Raw genomic sequence first — 22187 nt, 5'->3', positions numbered from 1 at the left:
ACCGTATTTACTCCTGGTAACTGTTTGTATTCCGCCACTTTATCCGAAGTGGTAATAGCGATAATTTTTGCGACATGACAGCGATATGCAAAGTCTATACCGCTTAAGGAATCTTCAAAAACGAGACATTCTTCAATGGGCACATCAATGCGGGATGCACCATCTTGAAACATTGTAATTTTATTTGTATGTAAACCATCATCATATACAATCTTATCTACATCAAACCAGCTATCTAAGTGGAAACTGGAAATAAAGAAATCGATATTATCTTTAATTGAGGCACTGCAGATCGTCATTGGTATGTGCCTTTGTTTTAAGGTGTCTAGTACTTCCTCTAAACCGTCTACCAAATGAAAGGTAGCTGGATCATTACGGCATACCTCACGATACAGGGCTTCCTTGGAAAGCGAGAGGTTTTTACTCTCTTCTTCACTTAAATGATCTCCCATTAACATTTCAATAATACGTTTATTTGTCTGTCCGTGCATGTGATCCAATTCATCGTCCGTAATCGGTTTATTGCGATATTTTAAGGAAAAGGTGTTCCATGCTTTTTTATGCATGGGGCCATCAAAAAACATTGTTCCGTTAAAATCAAATAATATTCCCTTTATCATGTACTATCCTCTCTCTTTCCCTTTTATTTTAGCTGACCTTGGCAAAACGTCAAGAAAAATTATCAGTAGTATATCATAAACCAGATAGGTACGCACTTGCATTTAAAAGGAAAACCTTTATAATAAAGAAAACCTGAAAGGGGTGATTGCTCATGCTGCAGGAAGAAGTGTTTTTTGATTTATCATTATTATCCTATTTTAATAGCTATGGTACAGGTATTCGTGTTGCGGATATGATACGTAGGATTTTAGCGGATACATCACTTGTAGAAGATTATGGACATTTAGCTGATTTTCGTTTAAATCTAGCATTATTAAAAAGTATTTCCTTAGAACATTATGAAACGATGCGGGTACGGGAATATTTTGATGATAATGCGAACAGTGGTGTTGTCTATTATATCTTTGAAACGGATGAAGAACTAATCTTTGCTTTTCGCGGCAGTGAGGCTTTTGACGATATTCGTCATGAAACCGGTTGGCAGGATTGGATGGACAATTTTCGCATGTTTTTAAAGGAACCAACGTATCAACAAATCTTTACACTTCATTGTTTGCATACGACACAAATCACAAAGCCATTTTATCTGTGCGGTCACTCCAAAGGAGGGAATCTTGCCTTATATTGTGCATTGACGATGCGTCAAGATTTACAAGAGTTGTTATTAGGCGTTGTCAGCTTTAATGCACCGGGTATCACGAAAGATATTTTTAACCTGTATCAGGAGCGTATTGAAGATAGTGAGTTTCAAAGAAAATTATTAATATTTGAAAATGAAAATGATTGTATATCATCTTTCTTTGAACATATGAAAGAACCATATTATATACGTTCTACATTTCCTTGTGGGACGATGGAAGAACTATATCATAATCATAATCTTTATGCTATGCAGGAATTTCGTCATAATGCATTTCTGTTGGCCGAAAAGAAAACGGCAGTTCCTAAAGTTGTCTATCATTTTGTGAATGATTTTTTTGTGAATTTGAAAGAAGAGCGTTTGCAGAAATTAGTTGCCAGAATGGATGATTATTTTGAAAGTGGTTTATCCATGTCAGAATTGTATCGTGTATTGATCTATCATATCAGTAAATATACATCTTTATTCGAAGATATCGATTATGAGGAAATAAAGACGATTACTTTTCAAGATTTAATCGAGCGTAGAAAAACTAAGCAGTTGTTAGAAAAAGTAAAAGGATTACAGCCGAAAGATGCTTTGCGTAAGGCTTATGATGTAGTAGGAAATTTATCAGCGATCAATAAGCTAAATGAGCTAGATATTTCTCAGATAACCCAAGGGTTTATTCATAATTATGAGCTTTTGATGAATAAGACAACACAAAACTTACAGGATCTGCTGACACAAAATAATGAGCGTATTCTCCAAGCGATGCGCTCTATCCGCAATCGTTCCGCACAAGAAATAAAAGAACAAAACGAGAAAGAGGAAGACTTGCAAAGTGACTGAAAGTATAGTATTCTAATTATGGAATATAGACATCAGAAAGAAGGAATACAATGCCTTTAAAACATGCAATCTTAGGTTTGTTGAATTATGCGGATATGACAGGGTATGACATTGATCGTTATTTTAAATCCAGCATTGCCTTTTTTTGGCATGCGCAGACCTCACAGATTTATAAAGAGCTGACGACATTAACAGATAAGAATTGGGTAGACTCAGATATCGTGTATCAGAGTGATAAACCGAATAAGAAGGTGTTTCATATCACGGAGGAAGGAAAACTCGAATTGCATCGCTGGCTGGCAGATGCAGAGCTATCTGATATTATGAAATATAAAAACCCTTTATTGATTAAAATCTTCTTTTCCAGTGAGATTGATATTGACCAGACCATGCGTTTACTTGAAAAATATATACGTGAATGCTCAGAGGTCATTGATCATATGAATGAGGATTTAAATAAGATACCTGATTTTGAGGCACAGATTCATAAAGATAACGAATCTTTTTATTGGGGAATGACTATGACCTATGGATTTATGTATTATCAGAATGAAATTAAGTGGGCGAATTGGTGTATTGATAAATTAAAAGAAAAGATTTCTTGATCAAAGTGGTGCATGCACATGCATAGAAAGCAAATCCTTGAATTTCAAAGAATTTTTGACACAGCGTGAAAACGTGCTATAATAGCCTTGTAATTACCATATGAAAACAAAGATACGAAGGCAAAGGAGCGTGGAAATATGGAAACGAAGAAGTGGGAAAAACAACAATACTTAGATGTACTTCAAGATAAAAAATGGGAAGCACATAACAAGCAGTGGTTATATATCGAAGTTAACGCAAAAGATTTACTAGAAGAATGTGAACCGGGCATGAAAAATCAGAATGTTTGCTGTAAAGCAATGCTGGAAAGCATGTTAGAGGGTGATGGCTTTATCGTAGAGCCAAAAAATAAAAGTAAATGTGCGGCAAGTCTGACCATTCGCTATTACGTTGATAATCTGAGTCCTGAAAGACGTAAGTATTCTGAAGTAAATTAAGAGTAAAGAAAGCTGTTCTGCAGCTTTCTTTTTAAAGGAGATAAGGATAGATATGGAAAAAATAACAAGTTTCTGTGTAAATCATGATATATTGCCAAAAGGCATGTATATTTCACGTGTCGATGGGGATATCATCACCTATGATTTGCGAATGGTTGTCCCTAATGGTGGAATATATTTGGAGAATGACGGTTTACATACCTTTGAGCATTTATTTGCGACTTATGTACGTAACAGTGCATATGCAGATGAAATTATCTATGCTGGACCAATGGGGTGTCGTACCGGATTTTATTTTTTAGTACGTGATAAAATGACGAAGGCAGAAGCGATTGCCCTTGTTCAAAAGACCATGCAATTCATCAGTAATTATGAAGGAGCTATTCCGGGAGCTCAAGAATCAAAAGAGTGTGGAAACTATTTGGATCATGATTTAACGAAAGCTAAAACGATTGCAAAGGAGTATTTAGAAGTAATTAAGGATTGGCACATCGAGCAGTTAGCATATCCTCAATAATCAAACAAAAGCATGTTGTGGGAAACAGCATGCTTTTGTTTATCTGTTGATAATTAATTAAATGTAATGATCATGGATATCATGATACATGAGGGTAGATGGTATATAAACTTTGCTTAGATCATGGCAGTTACAGTTCTATCCCATATTGCTTAGTAATAAAGTTCAAATCGCTATATAGCTGATCTTTGGAATAGCCATGTGCACGCAGTTCACTGTCTTCTTTTGCGTTTAAATAATCAAAGAAAGCCAAGGCTGTTTTCAAATATTCCAGATTCTTATCTGTGAAATGCTCAACTAAATAGTTCATGGCTTGGGCATAATTGTCTTCTTGGATGAGCTGGTAAATAGTATGATAATAAACTTTTGTCTCTTCGTCCTTTAATTCTTCTTCGACCGTGATTTCTTCAGAGGCCTTGTGGAAAAACATCATGCGAAGCATTTTTGTCATGGAAGAGATTTGCCGCATCATCCAATCGTTTTCAAAGACACTCATGCGATATGATCCGCATCAAATATGATGCCGCCATCCTTACGTGCTGCTTCATAAACTTCCATTACCGTTCGGGAATACTCCAGCTTTTGGTAACAGGTAGTATAATCCTGTTCCGTAAAAAGGCGATTGAATTCTTTTACCTCATAGTACAATGCGATATCGTTTTGCGGCAATGTCAGATTTTCTTCTTTGCCATCCTTATAAATTTTTAATACCGCACATTTACTTGTTTCTGATTCTACAACAGCATAGCCCTTTTCTCCTTGAATCTGCGCCATGCAGCGACTTCTAGTATCTTTTGCCCCAACGCATACAGATGTAAAGCCATCATATTTTAAAATTGCTACCCCACTGGTGTCAATTCCACGCTGGATAGTTGGGAGATACTGTACGGCGTTAGGTTTGCCAAATAAACCAATCGTAAAATGCAGATTATAAATATTAATATCGGATAAAGCACCGCCTGAAAAGGCTGGGCTAAAGACATTTGGAGTCTCACCAGCCAAAAACTTATCATAACGACTGGAATATTGAGAAAAATTACACTGTACCATGCGAATGGTTCCCAGCTCAGGTAATTTCTCTTTCAGCGTCAGATAGTTTGGCATATGAGAAGTTACGATTGCCTCGAATAAAAATAAGTGATGTTCTCTTGCATAGGTATCTAAGATTTGAAATTCTCGGCAATTAGAAGTAAATGGTTTTTCACAAATGACATGTTTACCATGTTGCATCGCCTGTAAGCTATATTGAAAATGTAAGCTGTTTGGTGAAGCTACATAAACAAAATCAATATCCTCACGATTTAACATTGCTTCTAAATCTTCATAGATGTCTTTGATGCCATACTTATCTGCTAGGTTTTGTGCATGCTCTTTCTTCCGGGTATACATGGCAACACATTCCACATCTTCATTTTGTTTTACCGCATCCAAAAACCAGTCAACGATGAATCCGGTACCAATTGTAGCTACTTTCATGATGAATCCTCCTCTTTGTATAATATAAATATATCATAAACCAGAAGGATAATGAATGGACAGTACATATTTTGTTGTAATTGGTGATGATTTTTGTATAATGTAGATGAGGAGAAAAACGGATATGAAAAAAGCATTTACGGTACTTTTTTGTCTGTTGCTTGTTATGGTGATGTCACTTCCTGTTTATGCCAGAGCTGGTGGTGGAGGAAGCGGTGGTGCAAGTGGGGGAGGTGGCTCTTCCGGTGGCACACATACCAATCATACAAGTGATGGTAATAGCAATGTCGGTATACTGGAAGCAATTGCCTTGTTAGTGTTAAGCAGCAGTGCATATTTAGTTTATCGAGGCAAGGTATATAAGAAGAGCAGACAAAGCAAAAAATTGTTAAAAGAAATAGATGATTTAGATGCTGTTTGGGATGAAGATCATATTTACACACGAGTAGAAGAAATTTTTTATGCAGTACAGAATGCTTGGACGATGAAAAGTCTGGAAGACCTTCAGCCATATTTAAGTGATCGGCTTATGGAAAATTGGAAAGCCAAGATTGACTGGATGGATATTCGCAAGGAACGTAATGTTTTGGAAAACATTCAACTATTATCACGTTCATTAGTTGGAATCTATGATGCTTTGGATGACAGTAAAGATATGGCATGGTTTTATATAGAAGGAAAGATGATTGATTATACGATCAACGAGGATGATGGGACCATGCTAGATGGTAATAAACAAGCACAAAGCTTTATCGAGTTTTGGAAGCTGATACGAAAAGAGGATGAATTTTACTTAGATGAAGTGCGTCAAAAAGATGAGATGAACATTCAAGACTTTGTGAATTTCAGTGAGGAGATTGGCAATGAAAACAATGGAAATCGTATGCGGCATCCTTCATGATCAAGAAGGATATTTGATAGCACGTAGAGGAAAAGGCATACATGAAAATATCTGGGAGTTTCCCGGTGGTAAGGTTGAAAGCGGCGAAACAAAGGAAGAAGCTATTCTGCGAGAGTTAAAAGAAGAGTTGAATTTAACCTGTCAGATAATTTGCTATTTGACAAGTATTGAGGATGTGCGTGAAGATGTCATATTGCATGTGCATGCTTATGTTTGTAAGGCAATATGTGGGGAAATGAAGCTAAGTGCACATCATGAGGTGCGTAAGGTTGCCTTAGATGAGATATCTGCATATCCATTTGAAAAAGCTGACACCCCTATTTTGGAAGCTTTAAAAGCGTACGAACACAAGCACCTGTAAAGCTAGTGTATCAAGTATTGAAGATATAAGTGAACTGTATAATCTATCAGTTCTTTTCTTTTGCTTAATGAAACGTGTATAAAAAATTCCTTACATTTCGCAAGGAATCTTTGATGAAAGAAGAAATGCTTTCAGCTTTCCTCATAGGAGGAAGATAGTTTTGTTTTTTTCATTGTCTTCTTTCGTTTTCTGTATTTTATAAGCTGTTCGATTAACATCACTACAGCCAGGTAAATGAAAAGAGGGAATGCAATCGTATTGTTTAGATTCCATAAAGCATGGCAGAAAATAGCGAGCCATAAAGAATGTGTTCTTTCAAATAAGCATATGAAAATAACGGAAATTAGAATGCTTAACACCACAAACCCAAAGATGTCATTTGTATGGCCGCTCATAAGCACAGGAAGGTGTGCAGCAGTAAATAAGATACAACTCATAAGCCCAGCAAAACCCTTACCGCGCTTTGTTTTAAAGGTTGTATACACAATACCGCGATACATGATTTCTTCCCATACCCCAGTCATAAGTAGATACTCGACAACGGTATAAATAAAGCTTGCAGAATCTATGGTTAGATCGCTTGCTAGCAGAAAATAGATAAATATAGAAACTGCAATATACACGATAAGTCCAATAATAGGGGGCCAGAGCATATGTAAATTCAGCCATTGTTTCATTTCCTTACGATAACAAGTAAAAGCCAGTAAAAGAATAGGCAGATAAGAAATTAAAGAAATACCGAATGACGCGAATAAAGATTGCGATGTGGTATCGATAAACAGATAACGGAAAGCGGTAAGCCAACCGATGTACATAAGACAAAAAATAAAGACGCTCTTTTCTTTCTTCAAAATTTGTTTCATAATACTGCCTCCTATATATAAAGAAGATCGTGATATAATAGTTATAGTGTATCATTAAAAAAAGAAAAGATAAAGCTAGCCAATAGTTTTATGCAGCATCTAAATAATAAAACATCTCCTCCATATGCATTAGAATATAGTATAATATACATAATCATAGAAAAGAGGGAACCGTATGCAAAAAACATCTGAAACAAAGGTCTTGCGTGATCCGGTTCATGGCTATATCCATGTGGATCTACAAGTCGTATGGGATTGTATCAATGCCAGAGAAATGCAGCGCTTACGCCGTATTCATCAACTTGGCGGTGATTTTCAGGTTTATCATACTGCAGAACATTCCCGTTTTTCACACTCTTTGGGGGTATATGAAATCGTTCGAAGAATGGTGTATGAAATTGACAGCATTGCAGAATCTTTAAGTGATTATGGCAAAGCAGTTGTTATGCTGGCCGGTTTGTTGCATGATATCGGTCATGGCCCATTTTCTCATGCCTTTGAGGATATTTCTCCCCTTAAGCATGAGGAATATACGGTTAAGATCATTTTAGAAGACAGTGAAATTCATCGCATTTTAGCCAATTGTGATCCCGAATTACCGAATGATGTTGCCAGCATCATTCGGTATGAGAACCCCAAAGAATGTCTAAATCAAATTGTCAGTGGACAACTGGATGCGGATCGTATGGATTACTTATTACGAGATGCTTACTTTACAGGGACAAGTTATGGGAAATTTGATTTAGAGCGCATTCTTAGAACCATTCGTTTAAAGGATGAACGTATTGTGGTAAAACAAAGTGGTATCCACAGTGTGGAAGATTATATCATGGCACGTTATCATATGTATTGGCAAGTATATTTACATCCGGTGGCACGCAGTTATGAGGCATTATTATCAATCATGTTTCAAAGGATGAAGGATGTTGCTAAAAAAGATCCGGATGTTTTGCGTGAAGTTTCGATGTTTCATCCCTTTTTGTTTAAAAAAGAACCTGATATTGAAGATCTCTACCAGATGGATGAGCCAGCTGCCTTTTATGGCTTTTCCCGTTTATTGTATTGCGGTGATGAAATTTTGTGTGACATTGCATATCGTATCTTGAATCGTAAATTATTCGCTTATAAAACAATTGAAAGTGAAAAGGATTATACAGCAATCTGTGATAAAGTAGCGGCAATGGGATATGATCCTACTTATTATGTATATCGCGATGCAGTATCTCAGCGCCCTTACTCACCTTATTCTATTCAGGATAATCCTCATAATATTTTAGTGTTACAAGAAGATGGCAGTATTAAAGAATTGAGTGAAGCAAGTGAAATCGTCAAAGCTTTAACAAGAGCTGATTTAAAGGAAGAACACAAAATTTATTATCCGATTGAACATTTAGCCAATGAAGATGTTCGTATTAAGACGAAAACACACAAAGATTATAAGGAATCGACCATCTGGCAATTATCAGAATAAGGTGTGGCTCTTACAAGATAACGGTTACAAATTTAGCAATTTTACGATTTTCTAGTGAATTCAGATAAGGGATATGGTACAATGAATGAACAGAAAACATGAATGGAGATGAATGCGATGCAACCATCTGAATTAGATATCCTGGAAATCATTTCATCTGTAGGACAGGCACGAAGTTTTTACATTGAGGCTATTCAGGAAGCAAAAAGTAAAAATTATGAGGGATGCAATGAGCTTGTGCGCAAAGGAAATGAAATGTATGCGAAAGGTCATCGGATTCATCAGCTCATGATCCAAGAGGAAGCCGGGGGCAACCATGTAGAGGTAAATTTATTACTGACCCATGCGCAAGACCAGCTTATGAGTGCAGAGAGCTTTAAGATTCTCTGTGATGAATTTGTGGATACCTATCGTCGTCTCGATGAATTAGAAACACAAATTCATCGTGAAAGATAAATCGTTAAAAGCCTTGTTTAGAAGCTAGGATGATAGTAAACATACAGAAGTAGATAGGTGTGCTGCTTCTGTTTTTTTATTCTTACTATTTATGGTACGGTTATCAAGTGTTTATGCCTTTTGCCTCACAAAAGGTTTTCAACAGCGTTCCCTCAACACTTGAGAAAGCGAAAGGTCTGTGTTAAAATGCTCTCAGGAAATAACAGGAGATATGTAATGAAGAAAAAAGCGCTATTTTTTGATTATGATGGTACACTCATTTCTGATGAAACACATACGATACCCAAGAGTGCACGCAAAGTATTGAATAAATTGAAAGATAAAGGATATTTATTGTTTTTGAACACCGGAAGAACAAAAGCAATCCTTGACCCAATCATATCTGAATTGGATTTTGACGGACAAATCTTAGGTTGCGGTAGTTATATCGAATACCATGATAAAGTGCTGTATGATGTGGATGTTGATAAGCAATTATATGAGGCAATTATCCAAAAGGTTGCAGAGTGTCATGTCGATGCCTTCTTTGAGGGAACGCATGCTTTATATATGACACATGGCATTCAATCACCTAGATTATTAAATTTGTTGGAGCGTTATCATGATGCCAATATGGTGATGAAGTCCGTAGATGATTTGGAAGATGATTTTGTGAAGATGTTTGTCAGTTATCAGGATTTGGATAAGGAACAGGAATTTCATGATTTCATCATCCAAAACTTTGAATATATCGACCGTGGGCAGCATTGTGCAGAGTTGATCTTAAAAGGTCATTCTAAGGCAACCGGGATTCAATTTATTATGGATAAATTGAATATTGATATTGAAAACTGTTATGTGTTCGGTGATAGCAACAATGATTTAGCAATGTTTCGTTTTGTGGAAAACAGTGCTTTGTTAGGCAATGCCAATGAGCATCTCCATGAGGAAGTCATGCATGTATGCAGTGATGTAGATCATGATGGTTTAATGGAAGCTGTCAATGCTTTTCAATTATTATAAAGAGCAATCGTAAAGTGTCCTTTCAGTAGGGCGCTTTTTATATACGCAGATATTCAAATATGATATTCTTAAAAAGAAAAGATGGGTTTTAACACAATAAAAATGAATTCTTGTTATCGTAAGGGTAGATATTCTTGCCATTCTTTTATGGTATGGTGTTGGATAAGTAAATGCTTTCTTGTTGGTAAAGAAGATTGCTTTATCGGCTTTTGCAGTGCAACTTATCCCCATAAAATGCAGGTTATAGAAATTAGCTTGTCTTAAAGCGTGAATTCGTTAAACTAAAAGTGAAGAGAGGGAAAGATCATGAAAATAAGGTTGCTGTGTAGAAAAGAAACAGTGGAAAAAGTAAAGACGGCTATCCAAAAGGGTGATGTACAATTTGATGATCATGCGAGTATGGTCTTATATGAAATTAACCATGAGTATGATTACCTGTTGGTAAAAGATGGCGAAGAGCATATGCGCTTGGCAGTGGATGAGATCTTGTATATTGAAAGCATTTCCCAGGAAATACTTGTCCATGCAAAAAGTGGCTGTTATCGTAGTAAGAATACGATGTATCAATTAGAAGCAGGCTTGTATGAAAAAGGTTTTCTGCGTGTTCATAAAGCATATATCGTTAATAAAAAAGCTATTCGTAGGATTCGTACCAATCTTTATATGAAATTCACACTAGTTTTGGATAACCAAGAAGAAATTGAAGTATCACGAAGCTATTATTACCGTTTCAAAGAAGAGATGGGTTTCTAGGAGGTGAACAAGATGAAAGAACAATTAGAAAAAATTTTTGCGCCGCAGAGTACGGAAGGGTTTCTATGCATGCTAGGTATTATAATCTTATTAGGAGTATTGTTGTATGCAGGTTATCGAAAATTTTATGAAAAGCGAATCAATCAAGTGTTGACAGGGAAAAAGGTGCGTATCCTTTCTTTGGAAGCAATCATGATCCTATACTTTATCGCAAGTGTGATTAGCGTATTAGTGTATATGGGAAATGTCTATGCATTACCAAACCAGCAAATTGTAGAAGAAACGTGTAATGTAGAAAATGGCTATGTTGACTTTGGGAACACAAGAGAAGGTGTAGAGAAAAAGATTCAAGAGCTGCATAAGCAGGCAAAAACCTCCTTTATTCATCAAGAGAAAAAGAATAAAGATGGCACGACAAGCATTTATGCGGAAGTAGATGGGAAATCCTATATTTATGCTATCGTATATCCTTACACGTATCCTTTAGAAAATCGTGAGTTCTTTCATGTATCGGTAAATAAGTCAGGAATAGGCGCTAGCTTTTATCAAGAAAGAGTAAAAGGTGAGAATGAGCTAATCGGAATGATCGTAGGGCAGCATAGAAAGAAAAATTGTCCGATTGTTGAGTATGATTTGGAAATCTATAACTTTACCGAAGGTGAAAATAAGCATCCGCTAGATTTAAAACAACATTTCCGTATTGAGAAGGGAGGTATTGAAACAAAATGAAAAAGAAAATAATCGTTATTGTTGTATTGGTTATTCTAGTACTTGGTGGTTATGCCGTTTGCAATGCGACACCGAAAAAGGAAACCATATTGCCTAAAATCAGTTACTATTATGAAATGGATAATGCACATTTCTGGCAGGTTGATTATCTCTATCAGGGAAGTGGAAAATTTGTGGATATTCGCGATTATCAGTGTACTAAAAAGATGGATCCACCTTATAAAATACAGCCTACGAATATCATAAGAGAAGGTACTTGGCAAACATTCTCTGTAATCATGCACCTTTTGGAAAATAGTGATGTGCATTTTAGCGAACTTATATATCAGGAAAAGGATAAGCAAAAAGCTGTGTCAATCGGCGAAGTGCATTTACAAAACCGGAGGGTAAATACATTTGATTTTGATGAAGGAGAATCCCTTGCGATGCGAGTTGAAGGAAAACCAAAAGTGTTAGACCTTGAAATGCATAAGAAAACGAAAGGAAAACTGCAACGTATCGAGTGTGTGAATCCACATGTCAGTGTCAAATGGAAACAAGGAAAGTCAAACGTTGAAGAGAAGAATGTCGGTTATGAGTTAACTTTTCAAATGAAAGATAAAGGATATGATTATTATGCTACCAATCTTCGCTATTATTATTTACAAGATGGTAAAGAAGTCGTCTATAACGGGCAGGCAATCTTTTATTTAAAAGCGGATGGAAGTATCTTTCATGCCAATAATATCGGAGGTAATGCCTTCTTAACAGATGAGATGTCCTAAGGACATCTTTTCTTTTGCCTTTTAATTAGCTAAGATAGGTAAGGAAAGTGGCTGATAAAATCGAAAGAAATCATGCGTAAGGATTAGAAAAGATGACAAGATGTTCATATCCTTAGGAAAGGACAGGAAAAAATGAACAATAAGGAAATCGCCTGTTAATAACAAACGGAAAAGAAATATGGCAGTGGATTTAAAAAGGGTTTCATATTGATAAATAAAACCAATGAAATCATAGAAGGTAGACATAATTAGGATTGTAAAAGTACATGAAATAAAGTAAAATAAATGTGGTAAAACCTTGTATAGTATCATAATTTGGTTGATAGTTTCTACCCGCTGACCTAATCGGTGGACTACAAGGAATCTTTTGACATGGTCATGAAGGTTTCTTGTGAACTTTTCATGTTTTTTTATTTTAGATAACAGAAAGGAAAAGAAAAATGAAGGTATTGGTAATTGGAAAGGGTGGAAGAGAGCATGCTCTTGCACTTGCAGCACATAAAAGTGCTTTGGTAGATGAAGTTTATGCTGCACCGGGAAATCCCGGCATGGCACAGTTTGCGACCTGTGTAGACATCAGTGACAGCGATGTGGATGGTTTGGTTGCATTTGCGAAAAAAGAACAGATAGATTTGACAATCGTCGGACCTGAGGCTAGTCTATCCCTTGGTGTTGTCGATGCATTCCAACAGGCTGGCTTAAAGATTTTCGGGCCTACAAAAGATGCGGCACAAATTGAATCCAGTAAGGATTTCGCTAAGCAGATCATGGTGAAATACGATGTGCCAACCGCTGCTTATGCGACCTTTGATAAAGAAGATGCCGCAGTTGCCTATGTGAAGGCACAAGGTGCTCCTATCGTTATTAAAGAAGATGGTTTAAAAGCCGGAAAAGGTGTTACCGTTGCCCAGAGTGAAGAAGAAGCGTTAGAGGCAATACATATTGCCTTCAGCATTCCCGGTAATAAGGTTGTAATTGAGGAATGTCTGGTAGGTTTTGAGTTCTCTTTAATTTGCTTTGTATGTGATGATATCGTTGTGCCTATGCAGGTGGCACAAGATCATAAATGCGCGTATGATGGAGATAAAGGTCCTAATACCGGTGGTATGGGATGCTATTCACCGGTTAAGAAAATTACACCAGAAATTATTCAAGAGGCAATGGATACCATCATGGTGCCAATGGCCAAAGCAATGGTAAAAGAAGGACATCCATTTACCGGTTTCTTATATGGCGGTTTAATGTTAACGGATAAAGGTATTAAAACTATTGAGTTCAATGCCCGTTTTGGTGATCCTGAAGCAGAAGTAATCTTGCCACGCTTAAAAAGTGATTTCGTTGACGTCATTTTGCATGTGATGAACCATGAGGCTATGGAATTAACATGGGATGATAAGGTAACGCTTGGTGTTGTCTTAGCAAGTGAAGGCTATCCTGCGGGAAGTACTAAGGATGCTGTGATTACAGGCTGTGATGAAGTAGATGCCCTTGTTTATCACATGGGAACGGCAAAAAAAGATGGTAAGTTAGTAACCGCCGGTGGACGTGTCATGATCGTTGTGGCACAGGAAGATACCTTACAGGCTGCATTTGATAAAGCTTATCATGAAGTAGCAAAAATTCAGTGTGAGAAGTTGTTCCATCGCCATGATATTGGCAAAAAAGATATGTAATTGATTACGATCAGAAGGAGGAGCGTCATGTTTAAAACAGATTTGGAAATTGCACAAGAATGCACATTGGAGCATATTCGCGATGTAGCGGCTAAAATTGGTGTTGAGGAAAGTGACTTGGAATACTATGGCAACTATAAGGCAAAGGTATCCCTGGATTTATTAAACCGCAATCAGGATAAAGCGGATGGTAAACTGATTCTGGTGACTGCCATCAATCCAACAAAAGCCGGTGAAGGAAAATCAACGACAACTGTTGGATTGGGAGATGCCTTAAACCGTATTGGTAAAAAGACGATGATTGCATTACGTGAACCATCTTTAGGACCGGTCTTCGGTTTAAAAGGTGGGGCAGCCGGAGGCGGCTATGCACAAGTTGTGCCAATGGAAGATATCAATCTGCATTTCACCGGTGACATGCATGCCATCACAACGGCCAATAATTTAATCAGTGCTTGTTTAGACAATCATATTCATCAGGGCAATGAACTGGATATTGATATTGAACATGTAACTTGGAAACGTTGTCTGGATATGAATGATCGCACGCTGCGCAATATCAATATCGGACAAGGCGCAAAAGCCAATGGTGTAGAGCGTAAGGATGGCTTTAACATCACGGTCGCATCCGAAGTTATGGCGGTGTTGTGCTTAGCTACATCCCTCATGGATCTAAAAGAGCGCTTAGGTCGTATGTTGGTTGCTTATAATACGAAAAAGGAACCTATTTATGTAAAAGACTTAGGCATTGAAGGTGCGCTGGCTATGGTATTGAAGGATGCCATCAAACCAAATATGGTGCAGACATTGGAACATAATCCGGTCTTGATCCATGGTGGTCCTTTTGCGAATATCGCTCATGGCTGTAACTCTATTTTAGCAACTAAGACTTGTCTAAAACTGGCGGATTATACGGTTACGGAAGCTGGTTTTGGCGCAGATTTAGGAGCTGAAAAATTCTTAGATATCAAATGTCGCTTTGGTGGTTTAAAACCAAATGCAGTGGTTATCGTGGCAACGATTCGTGCTTTGAAGCAGCATGGAAATGTCGCTTATGAAGATTTAAAAGAAGAAAATGTCGAAGCTATGTTAGCCGGTTGTGAAAACTTGGCAAAACACATTGATACCGTAAAACAATTCGGTCTTCCTTATATCGTGGCTATCAATGAATTTGCTAGCGATACGCCAAAAGAAGTGACAGCTTTAGAAAATTGGTGTAAAGAGCATCAACATCCAATGTCTTTATCTCAGGTATGGGCAAAAGGTGGCGAAGGGGCTATTGACTTAGCTCAGCAACTGGTTGCTTTATGTGATCAAGAGAATAACTACGCACCTTTATATGCTGTAGAAGACAGCATTGAAGATAAGATTCAGGCAATCGCAACGAAGGTATATGGCGCTGATGGTGTTGATTTTACCGAAGAGGCCAAAGCCCAGATTGCTCTGTATAATGCACTTGGCTGGAATAAGATGCCAATCTGTATGGCCAAAACACAGATGTCTTTAAGCGATGATGCGAAGGTTTATGGTGCACCAAAAGGTTTCCGTATTACGGTACGTGAATTAAATCCATCCTTAGGTGCCGGCTTTATCGTTGCATTAACCGGTAAAGTTTTGACCATGCCAGGTTTACCAAAACATCCGGCAGCCTTAGATATGGACATCAATGAAGAAGGACATATCGTAGGGTTATTCTAATAGAAACAAGTTAAACTATAGTGATTGAAAAAGAAGAAATCATATCCTTGTGTAAGTGATATTAGATTTCTTCTTTTAGGTTGCTTTTTTGTTTTGTACCATAATTCTAAAAGTGTATATCATTAAGATTAAGAAAAGGGGCATACTTACCTTCTTTTTTATAATGCTGTTTTGACTTTTGGTATGCAACAATTCCTACTTATTTTATCGTATCTTTTATGTTTAGAAAGATTATTGTATCCGATAGGGGATAATAAAAGGTTTGCTACTTTCAAGACAGCAAACCTTACGATAGTTCAAGAGTGATCTAATTAACGATGATATAATTTTTTGGTCTGATACTGATCCTCACAAGTCAGATTGACCTTCAGCTTACGGAAGGTTCCTGCATCTACTTGTGATAGGATAACAGTACTATGGGCTTCACAATTCTTTAATTTATCAAGCTGCTGCAATGCCAAATGTGATACCGGATTGGTCGTAGCACTGATAGCAAGGGCGATTAGAACTTCATCGGTATGTAAACGAGGATTGTGATTGCCTAATGACCCCACTTTTAATTTCTGGATTGGTTCAATGATATTCGGTGATATTAAAGGAATGATATCATTGATATTGCCTAATTTCTTTAAGGCATTTAATAATGCTGCCGAACTGGCACCTAATAAAGATGTTGTTTTTCCTGTGACAATGGTGCCATCCGGTAATTCAATGGCAACAGCCGGTGCATTCGTCTCTTCCGCTTTGGCAAGTGCCGGTTTTACACAAGCACGTTCTTCCGGTATGATATTTGCCTGAGACATGATAATTTCTATTTTTTTGATTGTGTCTTCATTGGTATGCCCTTTTTTGAAGTCTACCTTCGCTTTATAGTAACGGCGAATAATTTCCTCAGTACTTGCTTTGCGTGCTGCTTCATCATCGCATATGCAATAACCAACCATGTTAACACCCATATCCGTTGGTGATTTATAAGGGCTTACGCCTAGAATCTTTTCAAACATCGTATTTAAAACAGGGAATATTTCCACATCACGATTATAATTTACCGTTGTTTCACCATAAGCCTCTAAATGGAAAGGATCAATCATATTAATATCATTTAAATCAGCTGTCGCAGCTTCATAAGCAAGATTTACCGGATGTTTTAGAGGAAGATTCCAGATAGGGAAAGTCTCAAATTTCGCATAACCGGCTTTTACACCACGCTTATGTTCGTGGTAAAGCTGTGACAAACAGGTAGCCATCTTACCGGAACCCGGACCCGGAGCTGTCACCACGATTAATGGTTTCGTGGTTTCTATGTATTCATTCTTTCCATAACCTTCATCAGAAACAATCAGCGGAATGTTGTTAGGATAACCGGCAATCTGATAATGCAGGAAAACGCGAATACCTAAATGTTCCAGGTGTTTTTTAAATGTATCAGCGGATGCCTGGTTCGCATATTGGGTAATGACGACACTACCCACATATAAACCGGTATCACGGAAGGCATCAATCAAACGCAGTACTTCTACATCATAGGTGATTCCCATGTCGCTGCGAATTTTATTTTTCTCTATATCACTTGCGCAAACAGCGATAACAATTTCTACTTCTTCTTTCAGTTCTAACAACATTTTTAATTTACTATCCGGCTGAAATCCCGGAAGGACACGTGCAGCATGATGATCATCGAACAGCTTGCCGCCGAATTCCAGATATAGCTTATTGTCAAATTTAGAAATTCTATCTAAGATATGCTTTGATTGCAGTTTTAGATATTTGTCGTTATCAAAAGCGATTTCTTTCATCGTTCCACTCTCCTTTAAATCGTTTAAATCACTAAGTCTTATTATAGCAAAATAATTGTATATTTACTAATTAAAATAGCAAGAAATAAGAAAATTCTAACAAAGGATTTTAGATAGGAAGAATTAGGCGAATAGAATGGGTTTATATAATTTCAATATGTTTGCGAAAGATTATGATGAATACTCCTTTTGCATGCAATATGTAAAAAAGAAAAACAGGCAGGGTAAGGATAACTAAAGTAGGAATAGGCTATTCGCAAACAAAGATATTATGCTGTTACAGGGTATCTTTTCATAGTGTATTTGAAAAGTCAATAAGTGTATACGGTATTTAAAAGCCAATAAGTGTATACTTTATGGACCGTTTCTACAGTATGATTGATGATGATATTCATGAATACAATAATTGCCATTCGTTTTAACTTATCCAATGTGAAATAGGTGTTTGCTACCTATATGTCCAATAGCTATGTAAGTAATTTCTTAGGAAAGCATGACGATATGGAATCAAGCGAGAAAGCAAAAAGAGTTATAATTTAAGGATGTATAACAATATATGGAAAATCGCTTTTCTTTAAAAAGCTATGTTATAATTATGTATAGGCAATTACCGCTTTTCATTGTGCTTCATAGGGAAATGTGAATTTGTCTATTTTCTCATAGCTATACGGGATAAAATGTTTTATAATAAGAATGCACTTTTTTACACGCAACTATCACGAGTGATAGATTTCATAATAAAATAGTAATACTGGAAGGAGATAAACATGGAAGAAGTTATCAAAATAGAAGGTGGACATAAATTGAATGGTACCGTGCGCATCAGCGGATCAAAAAATGCGACGGTAGCACTTATACCAGCAGCAATATTAGCAAACGGACCGGTTACGATATGTGGGGTACCAAGTATATCCGATGTAGAATCTTTATCTGTACTCCTTCGTGATCTTGGGGTTGTTGTCGATATACGTTCCTCTGACAGCATTGTCATTGATCCGACACAGATGGAAAATAAACCTTTGATCCATGAAGCGGTAAATAAATTAAGAGCATCCTATTATTTTATGGGGGCATTATTAGGTAAATATGGCCATGCGGAAATTCGGATGCCCGGCGGTTGTTACTTAGGCCCTCGTCCGATTGATTTACATTTAAAAGGATTTGAAGCATTAGGAGCGACCATTCATTATGATCATGGAGCATATATCTTAGATGCACCACAATTGATCGGGAATAAAATTTTCTTGGATATTGCCAGTGTCGGGGCTACGATCAATATCATGATGGCTGCTGTTCATGCACAAGGCAGAACAACCATTGAAAATGCCGCAAAAGAACCTGAGATCATTGATGTGGCTACGTTATTAAATAAGATGGGCGCAAAGATACGTGGAGCAGGAACGAATGTCATCACGATTGATGGTGTTGAGGCATTAGGCGGCTGTTTCCATGAAATTATACCTGATCGTATTGAAGCAGCGACATATATCGTATTAGCAGCAGCAGCGGCCGATGAGGTTGTTGTGGAAAACGTCATTCCACAGCATTTAGAGTCCTTATTAAGCAAGCTGCATGAAATCGGTGTTGATATTAAGGTAGATGTAGATCGCCTAATTATAAAAGGGAATACGGGAAATTTAAAAGCAACAGATATCAAAACACTCCCATATCCTGGCTTCGCGACAGATATCCAGCAACCGTTAACGGCATTACTGACACAAGCACATGGACAGTCTATTGTGACGGAAACGATCTATACAGAGCGTTTTAAACATTGTCAGGAGTTAGCAAAGATGGGGGCTAATATTAATGTGATGATACCAAGCTCATTCATCAATGGACCGACACCATTATCCGGTGCTGAAGTGTCTGCAACCGATTTGCGTTGTGGAGCATGCCTTGTCATTGCCGGATTGATTGCGGAAGGAACGACAACCATTCGTAATATTTATCATATTGAAAGAGGTTATGAACACATTGATGAAAAACTGAGTGCTTTAGGTGCTAAGATTTGGAGAGAAACGATAGAGTAAAATAGAGCAGGTAAAAGCCTGCTTTTCTAATAGCGAAAGGATTGCTTTATTTCGAACCTTCCTAAGCAGGAGAGGAAAAAAGGAGTATAATGAAGATGACGATATGTCAAAGGAGGAGCATTGAAATGAAGCGATTAATCGTTAATGCCGATGATTTCGGTTTCGATGAGGCAGTAAACTATGGCATCCTGAAAGGCTATCAGGAAGGCATTGTTACATCAACATCTATGATGGCAAATATGCCCGGATTTGCGCATGCGGTCACATTGGCAAAGCAGCATCGCGATTTAGGTATCGGTGTCCATTTAACCTTAACCTGTTACTATCCGTTAGGTAAGGGGTATAAGAGCTTAACAAGAAGGGATGGTTCCTTTAAAAAACAAGGGGATATCAATGAATTTGACGAAGAGGAAATGTATGAAGAACTAAAGCTCCAAATTGAAAAAGTGTTGGCATCCGGTTTGCATCCTGATCATTTAGATTCTCATCATCATATCCATACCTTTCCTCATGTGCAAGGAGTATTTGAGCGGCTGCAAAAGGAATATGATCTGCCGGTGCGTGGTGGGTTTCAATACGAAACAATGATGCCACATGCACTCTTGCTTGATCAGTTTTATGCAGATGGTGCAACAATTTCAAATCTGAAACAAATTGTGGATTCTTTAGAGGAAGCAAACTGCTATGATTTAATGTGTCATCCGGCTTATCTCGATATGTTTTTACAACAAACAACTTCCTATAATATACAACGTATAAATGAATTGGACATATTATGTAATAAGGATTTAAAAGAGTATTTACAAGCAAAAGGAATACAACGATTGCGTTATAGTGATTTATAAGAAAAGATGAGGTGAGGGTCATGTTAAGGGTGGCAATTTTAGAAAGTGAAGAAATGGTAAAAAATATCTTATTCATTTTAGGGGATATTTTAAAGGATGAAGATTGGACCTTTCAGTATTTCGCAAAGTTGTCACAATTTGTGAAAGCCCAACAGCAGAAAGAATATCAGATTCTTATTCTTCAAGATAAATTTGACACGCAAAGAATTGCCGGCACCTTTATTCAACCTTATCCGGAACGTGTTGTCATATTTACAACGGTAGAAGAAAAACGTTATGAACATGAAGTTGGCAACTTTGAACGTATTTTATATATCGATCGTAGACGATTACGACATGAATTACAGCGTATTGATCCTTTTGTGCGAAATTTATTAGCCAATCAGGAAGAATATTTTTTCTCTTATAACCATATCAGTGTACCTTTGAAAATCAGTGATATTTATTACATTGAAAAAGACAATAAAAACCTTGTTTATCATACAAAACGAGGAGAATTCAGTGAACGCAAGAGTATTAAAGATGCTGAAAAGTATTTTGAAAAATATCACTTTTTACGGATTCATTCCAGTTTTTTGGTTAATTTGCAATATGTAACGCGATTTGAAACAGAAAGTGTATTTTTGCAGAAAATAGAATTACCTTTTGCAAGAGCTAGACGACCGGAAGTCATTGCCAAAGTAAGAGATTTCACTAAGCATACATAAAGTAACAGATTATTCCAAAAAAACGCCAGATTTTCCACTTCTCTTTACATAATCAGATTGACGAATATAATGAAAGTGTAAAGAAAAAGAAAACAAAAGAAAGCGGTGAGAAGATGGGAACGTTTGATCGTTGAATTATGGAACTTGTCCAAGGCTGATGCGTGAAAGGGTATCTTGTAGAGGTATTCCATCAGAGGAAAGTTATTTCAATATCATAATCTCAACATAATTTAGGAAAATACGGTGAGGATCATCGGAAGTTAAAGCCTGAAGAAGTACTGGTGACAGCAGACAAGGTATCAGGAAACGATAACAGTGATGTTATCACTCATAGGGATATGAGGAAACTCCATAGTATTGTTCCATTAGGATTATAGAATTTATCAAGAAACTACTTCGTAATAACAATAGATGTATAAGGGTGGTGAGAAGATAAATTATATAAATCATGTTAAGATAATTTCGTTGTAAAGAGAACCGTAAGAAAGTGTTTCACATATTGGTTGTGTAAATAGTAGTAATTACGTAAGTGTATCAAACAATGAAAGGGTAACATGATATTCACAAACGTTAAGTATACTGATGAGATTTGAGCAGCGTCATTGGAATTCAAGCAAAGTCAGGAGAAATCAAAAGCGTAAGTGAAAATGTGAAACATAGGCAATAAGAATGCAGTAAGGTGAAATAACTGCGCTAGATAAGGAAATAGGAAAAGACCTATGTGGACATAATGAAACAGATACGTAGCGCTATTCTTGATTGATGTATTGTAATTTGATGGAAATCGCGAAGTAAAAAGATGAATATCTTATACAAAGACATGAAAGAGAATGGTCGTGATAAACATACAAATAAATAGTAGAGCCTTCTATACAAGTGAATTGAGATAGAAGGCTTTTTTTAGTGACAGATTGACTCCTAATGATTCTGAATATTCGAATATCATTTATGTTAAAGATGTAAATTGATAATCATAAAAAGAGAACTGTAACGCTTAACAGTTCTCA

At 36.9% G+C, this 22187-nt stretch carries 22 protein-coding genes and 1 riboswitch; of the genes, 17 read left to right on the top strand and 5 right to left on the bottom strand.

All coding sequences use genetic code 11. The features are described 5' to 3' along the window. On the bottom strand, positions 1-620 hold a 620-nt coding region (locus EDD61_RS11085; RefSeq protein ID WP_132225399.1), incomplete at its 3' end, for an HAD family hydrolase. A 152-nt stretch (positions 621-772) separates the two neighbouring features. Here EDD61_RS11085 and EDD61_RS11080 point away from each other — a divergent pair. The 4 genes from EDD61_RS11080 to EDD61_RS11065 all read left to right on the top strand — a co-directional run bounded on the left by EDD61_RS11080 (position 773) and on the right by EDD61_RS11065 (position 3652). Further along, positions 773-2092, top strand: coding sequence for an Mbeg1-like protein (locus EDD61_RS11080; RefSeq protein ID WP_117547710.1), 1320 nt, complete (start codon positions 773-775; stop codon positions 2090-2092). 50 nt (positions 2093-2142) lie between these two features. Next, positions 2143-2697, top strand: coding sequence for a PadR family transcriptional regulator (locus tag EDD61_RS11075; RefSeq protein ID WP_008691134.1), 555 nt, complete (start codon positions 2143-2145; stop codon positions 2695-2697). Positions 2698-2835: 138 nt separating this feature from the next. Beyond that, on the top strand, positions 2836-3135 hold the full coding sequence (locus tag EDD61_RS11070; RefSeq protein ID WP_008691135.1) for a hypothetical protein: 300 nt from the start codon (positions 2836-2838) through the stop codon (positions 3133-3135). 52 nt (positions 3136-3187) lie between these two features. Beyond that, complete coding sequence (locus EDD61_RS11065; RefSeq protein WP_008977764.1) at positions 3188-3652, top strand: S-ribosylhomocysteine lyase; 465 nt, start codon at positions 3188-3190, stop codon at positions 3650-3652. A 130-nt stretch (positions 3653-3782) separates the two neighbouring features. On the opposite strand, the gene EDD61_RS11060 is transcribed toward EDD61_RS11065, so the two are convergent. Further along, positions 3783-4148 (bottom strand): DUF6483 family protein, encoded by a 366-nt coding sequence (locus EDD61_RS11060; protein ID WP_132225397.1) that lies wholly within the window; start codon positions 4146-4148, stop codon positions 3783-3785. Continuing rightward, positions 4145-5128 (bottom strand): Gfo/Idh/MocA family protein, encoded by a 984-nt coding sequence (locus EDD61_RS11055; RefSeq protein WP_132225395.1) that lies wholly within the window; start codon positions 5126-5128, stop codon positions 4145-4147. Before EDD61_RS11055 ends, EDD61_RS11060 begins: the two co-directional genes overlap by 4 nt. 124 nt (positions 5129-5252) lie before the next feature. Between EDD61_RS11055 and EDD61_RS11050 the strand changes: the two genes are divergently transcribed. Further along, positions 5253-6029, top strand: a complete 777-nt coding sequence (locus EDD61_RS11050; RefSeq protein WP_132225393.1) for a Tim44 domain-containing protein — start codon at positions 5253-5255, stop codon at positions 6027-6029. After that, entirely contained in the window at positions 5992-6390 is a 399-nt protein-coding gene (locus EDD61_RS11045) for a (deoxy)nucleoside triphosphate pyrophosphohydrolase (protein WP_132225391.1), read from the top strand. Before EDD61_RS11050 ends, EDD61_RS11045 begins: the two co-directional genes overlap by 38 nt. 131 nt (positions 6391-6521) lie before the next feature. On the opposite strand, the gene EDD61_RS11040 is transcribed toward EDD61_RS11045, so the two are convergent. Continuing rightward, positions 6522-7253: a CPBP family intramembrane glutamic endopeptidase gene (locus EDD61_RS11040; RefSeq protein ID WP_132225389.1), complete on the bottom strand. Its 732-nt coding sequence runs from the start codon at positions 7251-7253 to the stop codon at positions 6522-6524. A gap of 175 nt (positions 7254-7428) precedes the next feature. On the opposite strand from EDD61_RS11040, the gene EDD61_RS11035 reads away from it, so the two are divergent. From EDD61_RS11035 to EDD61_RS11000, 8 genes are all read left to right on the top strand, one after another. Further along, the gene (locus tag EDD61_RS11035) at positions 7429-8724 is read left to right on the top strand and encodes an HD domain-containing protein (protein WP_117547706.1); all 1296 of its coding nucleotides are present in this window, start codon (positions 7429-7431) and stop codon (positions 8722-8724) included. Between the two features lie 117 nt (positions 8725-8841). Continuing rightward, on the top strand, positions 8842-9180 hold the full coding sequence (locus EDD61_RS11030; protein ID WP_132225387.1) for a PTS sugar transporter subunit IIA: 339 nt from the start codon (positions 8842-8844) through the stop codon (positions 9178-9180). 216 nt (positions 9181-9396) lie between these two features. Beyond that, positions 9397-10182 carry a Cof-type HAD-IIB family hydrolase gene (locus EDD61_RS11025; protein WP_132225385.1) on the top strand — a complete coding sequence of 262 codons (786 nt, stop codon included), beginning with the start codon at positions 9397-9399 and terminating at the stop codon, positions 10180-10182. Between the two features lie 306 nt (positions 10183-10488). Then, positions 10489-10935 carry a LytR/AlgR family response regulator transcription factor gene (locus EDD61_RS11020; protein WP_008977755.1) on the top strand — a complete coding sequence of 149 codons (447 nt, stop codon included), beginning with the start codon at positions 10489-10491 and terminating at the stop codon, positions 10933-10935. Between the two features lie 12 nt (positions 10936-10947). Continuing rightward, positions 10948-11664, top strand: a complete 717-nt coding sequence (locus EDD61_RS11015) for a hypothetical protein (protein WP_008977754.1) — start codon at positions 10948-10950, stop codon at positions 11662-11664. Next, a complete protein-coding gene (locus tag EDD61_RS11010) occupies positions 11661-12428 on the top strand; it encodes a hypothetical protein (protein WP_132225383.1) in 768 nt (255 codons plus the stop codon). Before EDD61_RS11015 ends, EDD61_RS11010 begins: the two co-directional genes overlap by 4 nt. 278 nt (positions 12429-12706) lie before the next feature. After that, positions 12707-12804, top strand: a riboswitch (purine riboswitch). Between the two features lie 64 nt (positions 12805-12868). Further along, the gene (gene purD, locus EDD61_RS11005; RefSeq protein ID WP_132225381.1) at positions 12869-14101 is read left to right on the top strand and encodes a phosphoribosylamine--glycine ligase; all 1233 of its coding nucleotides are present in this window, start codon (positions 12869-12871) and stop codon (positions 14099-14101) included. A 27-nt stretch (positions 14102-14128) separates the two neighbouring features. Beyond that, positions 14129-15799 carry a formate--tetrahydrofolate ligase gene (locus EDD61_RS11000; protein WP_132225379.1) on the top strand — a complete coding sequence of 557 codons (1671 nt, stop codon included), beginning with the start codon at positions 14129-14131 and terminating at the stop codon, positions 15797-15799. Between the two features lie 311 nt (positions 15800-16110). Here the strand turns inward: EDD61_RS11000 and EDD61_RS10995 are convergent, their stop codons facing one another. Next, positions 16111-17595, bottom strand: coding sequence for a DUF1846 domain-containing protein (locus tag EDD61_RS10995; protein ID WP_117547701.1), 1485 nt, complete (start codon positions 17593-17595; stop codon positions 16111-16113). Positions 17596-18362: 767 nt separating this feature from the next. Between EDD61_RS10995 and EDD61_RS10990 the strand changes: the two genes are divergently transcribed. From EDD61_RS10990 to EDD61_RS10980, 3 genes are all read left to right on the top strand, one after another. After that, positions 18363-19628 (top strand): UDP-N-acetylglucosamine 1-carboxyvinyltransferase, encoded by a 1266-nt coding sequence (locus EDD61_RS10990; RefSeq protein ID WP_008691173.1) that lies wholly within the window; start codon positions 18363-18365, stop codon positions 19626-19628. A gap of 125 nt (positions 19629-19753) precedes the next feature. Continuing rightward, complete coding sequence (gene chbG, locus EDD61_RS10985; RefSeq protein WP_008977749.1) at positions 19754-20473, top strand: chitin disaccharide deacetylase; 720 nt, start codon at positions 19754-19756, stop codon at positions 20471-20473. 20 nt (positions 20474-20493) lie between these two features. Then, entirely contained in the window at positions 20494-21180 is a 687-nt protein-coding gene (locus EDD61_RS10980) for a LytR/AlgR family response regulator transcription factor (RefSeq protein WP_020991098.1), read from the top strand. Positions 21181-22187 lie beyond the last annotated feature (1007 nt).

The sequence above is a fragment of the Longicatena caecimuris genome, assembly GCF_004341945.1.
GTDB lineage: Bacteria > Bacillota_I > Bacilli_A > Erysipelotrichales > Erysipelotrichaceae > Longicatena > Longicatena caecimuris.
Note: the sequence above shows the minus strand (reverse complement) of the source record. Positions and strands in the feature narration are given on the sequence as shown.

Coding starts and splice junctions, on each gene's coding strand:
- EDD61_RS11055 (WP_132225395.1), bottom strand. CDS start 5,128: ATGAAAGTAGCTACAATTGGTACCGGATTCATCGTTGACTGGTTTTTG.
- EDD61_RS11075 (WP_008691134.1), top strand. CDS start 2,143: ATGCCTTTAAAACATGCAATCTTAGGTTTGTTGAATTATGCGGATATG.
- EDD61_RS11060 (WP_132225397.1), bottom strand. CDS start 4,148: ATGAGTGTCTTTGAAAACGATTGGATGATGCGGCAAATCTCTTCCATG.
- purD (WP_132225381.1), top strand. CDS start 12,869: ATGAAGGTATTGGTAATTGGAAAGGGTGGAAGAGAGCATGCTCTTGCA.
- EDD61_RS11010 (WP_132225383.1), top strand. CDS start 11,661: ATGAAAAAGAAAATAATCGTTATTGTTGTATTGGTTATTCTAGTACTT.
- EDD61_RS11050 (WP_132225393.1), top strand. CDS start 5,253: ATGAAAAAAGCATTTACGGTACTTTTTTGTCTGTTGCTTGTTATGGTG.
- EDD61_RS11080 (WP_117547710.1), top strand. CDS start 773: ATGCTGCAGGAAGAAGTGTTTTTTGATTTATCATTATTATCCTATTTT.
- EDD61_RS10995 (WP_117547701.1), bottom strand. CDS start 17,595: ATGAAAGAAATCGCTTTTGATAACGACAAATATCTAAAACTGCAATCA.
- EDD61_RS11020 (WP_008977755.1), top strand. CDS start 10,489: ATGAAAATAAGGTTGCTGTGTAGAAAAGAAACAGTGGAAAAAGTAAAG.
- EDD61_RS11045 (WP_132225391.1), top strand. CDS start 5,992: ATGAAAACAATGGAAATCGTATGCGGCATCCTTCATGATCAAGAAGGA.
- EDD61_RS11035 (WP_117547706.1), top strand. CDS start 7,429: ATGCAAAAAACATCTGAAACAAAGGTCTTGCGTGATCCGGTTCATGGC.
- EDD61_RS10980 (WP_020991098.1), top strand. CDS start 20,494: ATGTTAAGGGTGGCAATTTTAGAAAGTGAAGAAATGGTAAAAAATATC.
- EDD61_RS11030 (WP_132225387.1), top strand. CDS start 8,842: ATGCAACCATCTGAATTAGATATCCTGGAAATCATTTCATCTGTAGGA.
- EDD61_RS11070 (WP_008691135.1), top strand. CDS start 2,836: ATGGAAACGAAGAAGTGGGAAAAACAACAATACTTAGATGTACTTCAA.
- EDD61_RS11040 (WP_132225389.1), bottom strand. CDS start 7,253: ATGAAACAAATTTTGAAGAAAGAAAAGAGCGTCTTTATTTTTTGTCTT.
- chbG (WP_008977749.1), top strand. CDS start 19,754: ATGAAGCGATTAATCGTTAATGCCGATGATTTCGGTTTCGATGAGGCA.
- EDD61_RS11000 (WP_132225379.1), top strand. CDS start 14,129: ATGTTTAAAACAGATTTGGAAATTGCACAAGAATGCACATTGGAGCAT.
- EDD61_RS10990 (WP_008691173.1), top strand. CDS start 18,363: ATGGAAGAAGTTATCAAAATAGAAGGTGGACATAAATTGAATGGTACC.
- EDD61_RS11015 (WP_008977754.1), top strand. CDS start 10,948: ATGAAAGAACAATTAGAAAAAATTTTTGCGCCGCAGAGTACGGAAGGG.
- EDD61_RS11025 (WP_132225385.1), top strand. CDS start 9,397: ATGAAGAAAAAAGCGCTATTTTTTGATTATGATGGTACACTCATTTCT.
- EDD61_RS11065 (WP_008977764.1), top strand. CDS start 3,188: ATGGAAAAAATAACAAGTTTCTGTGTAAATCATGATATATTGCCAAAA.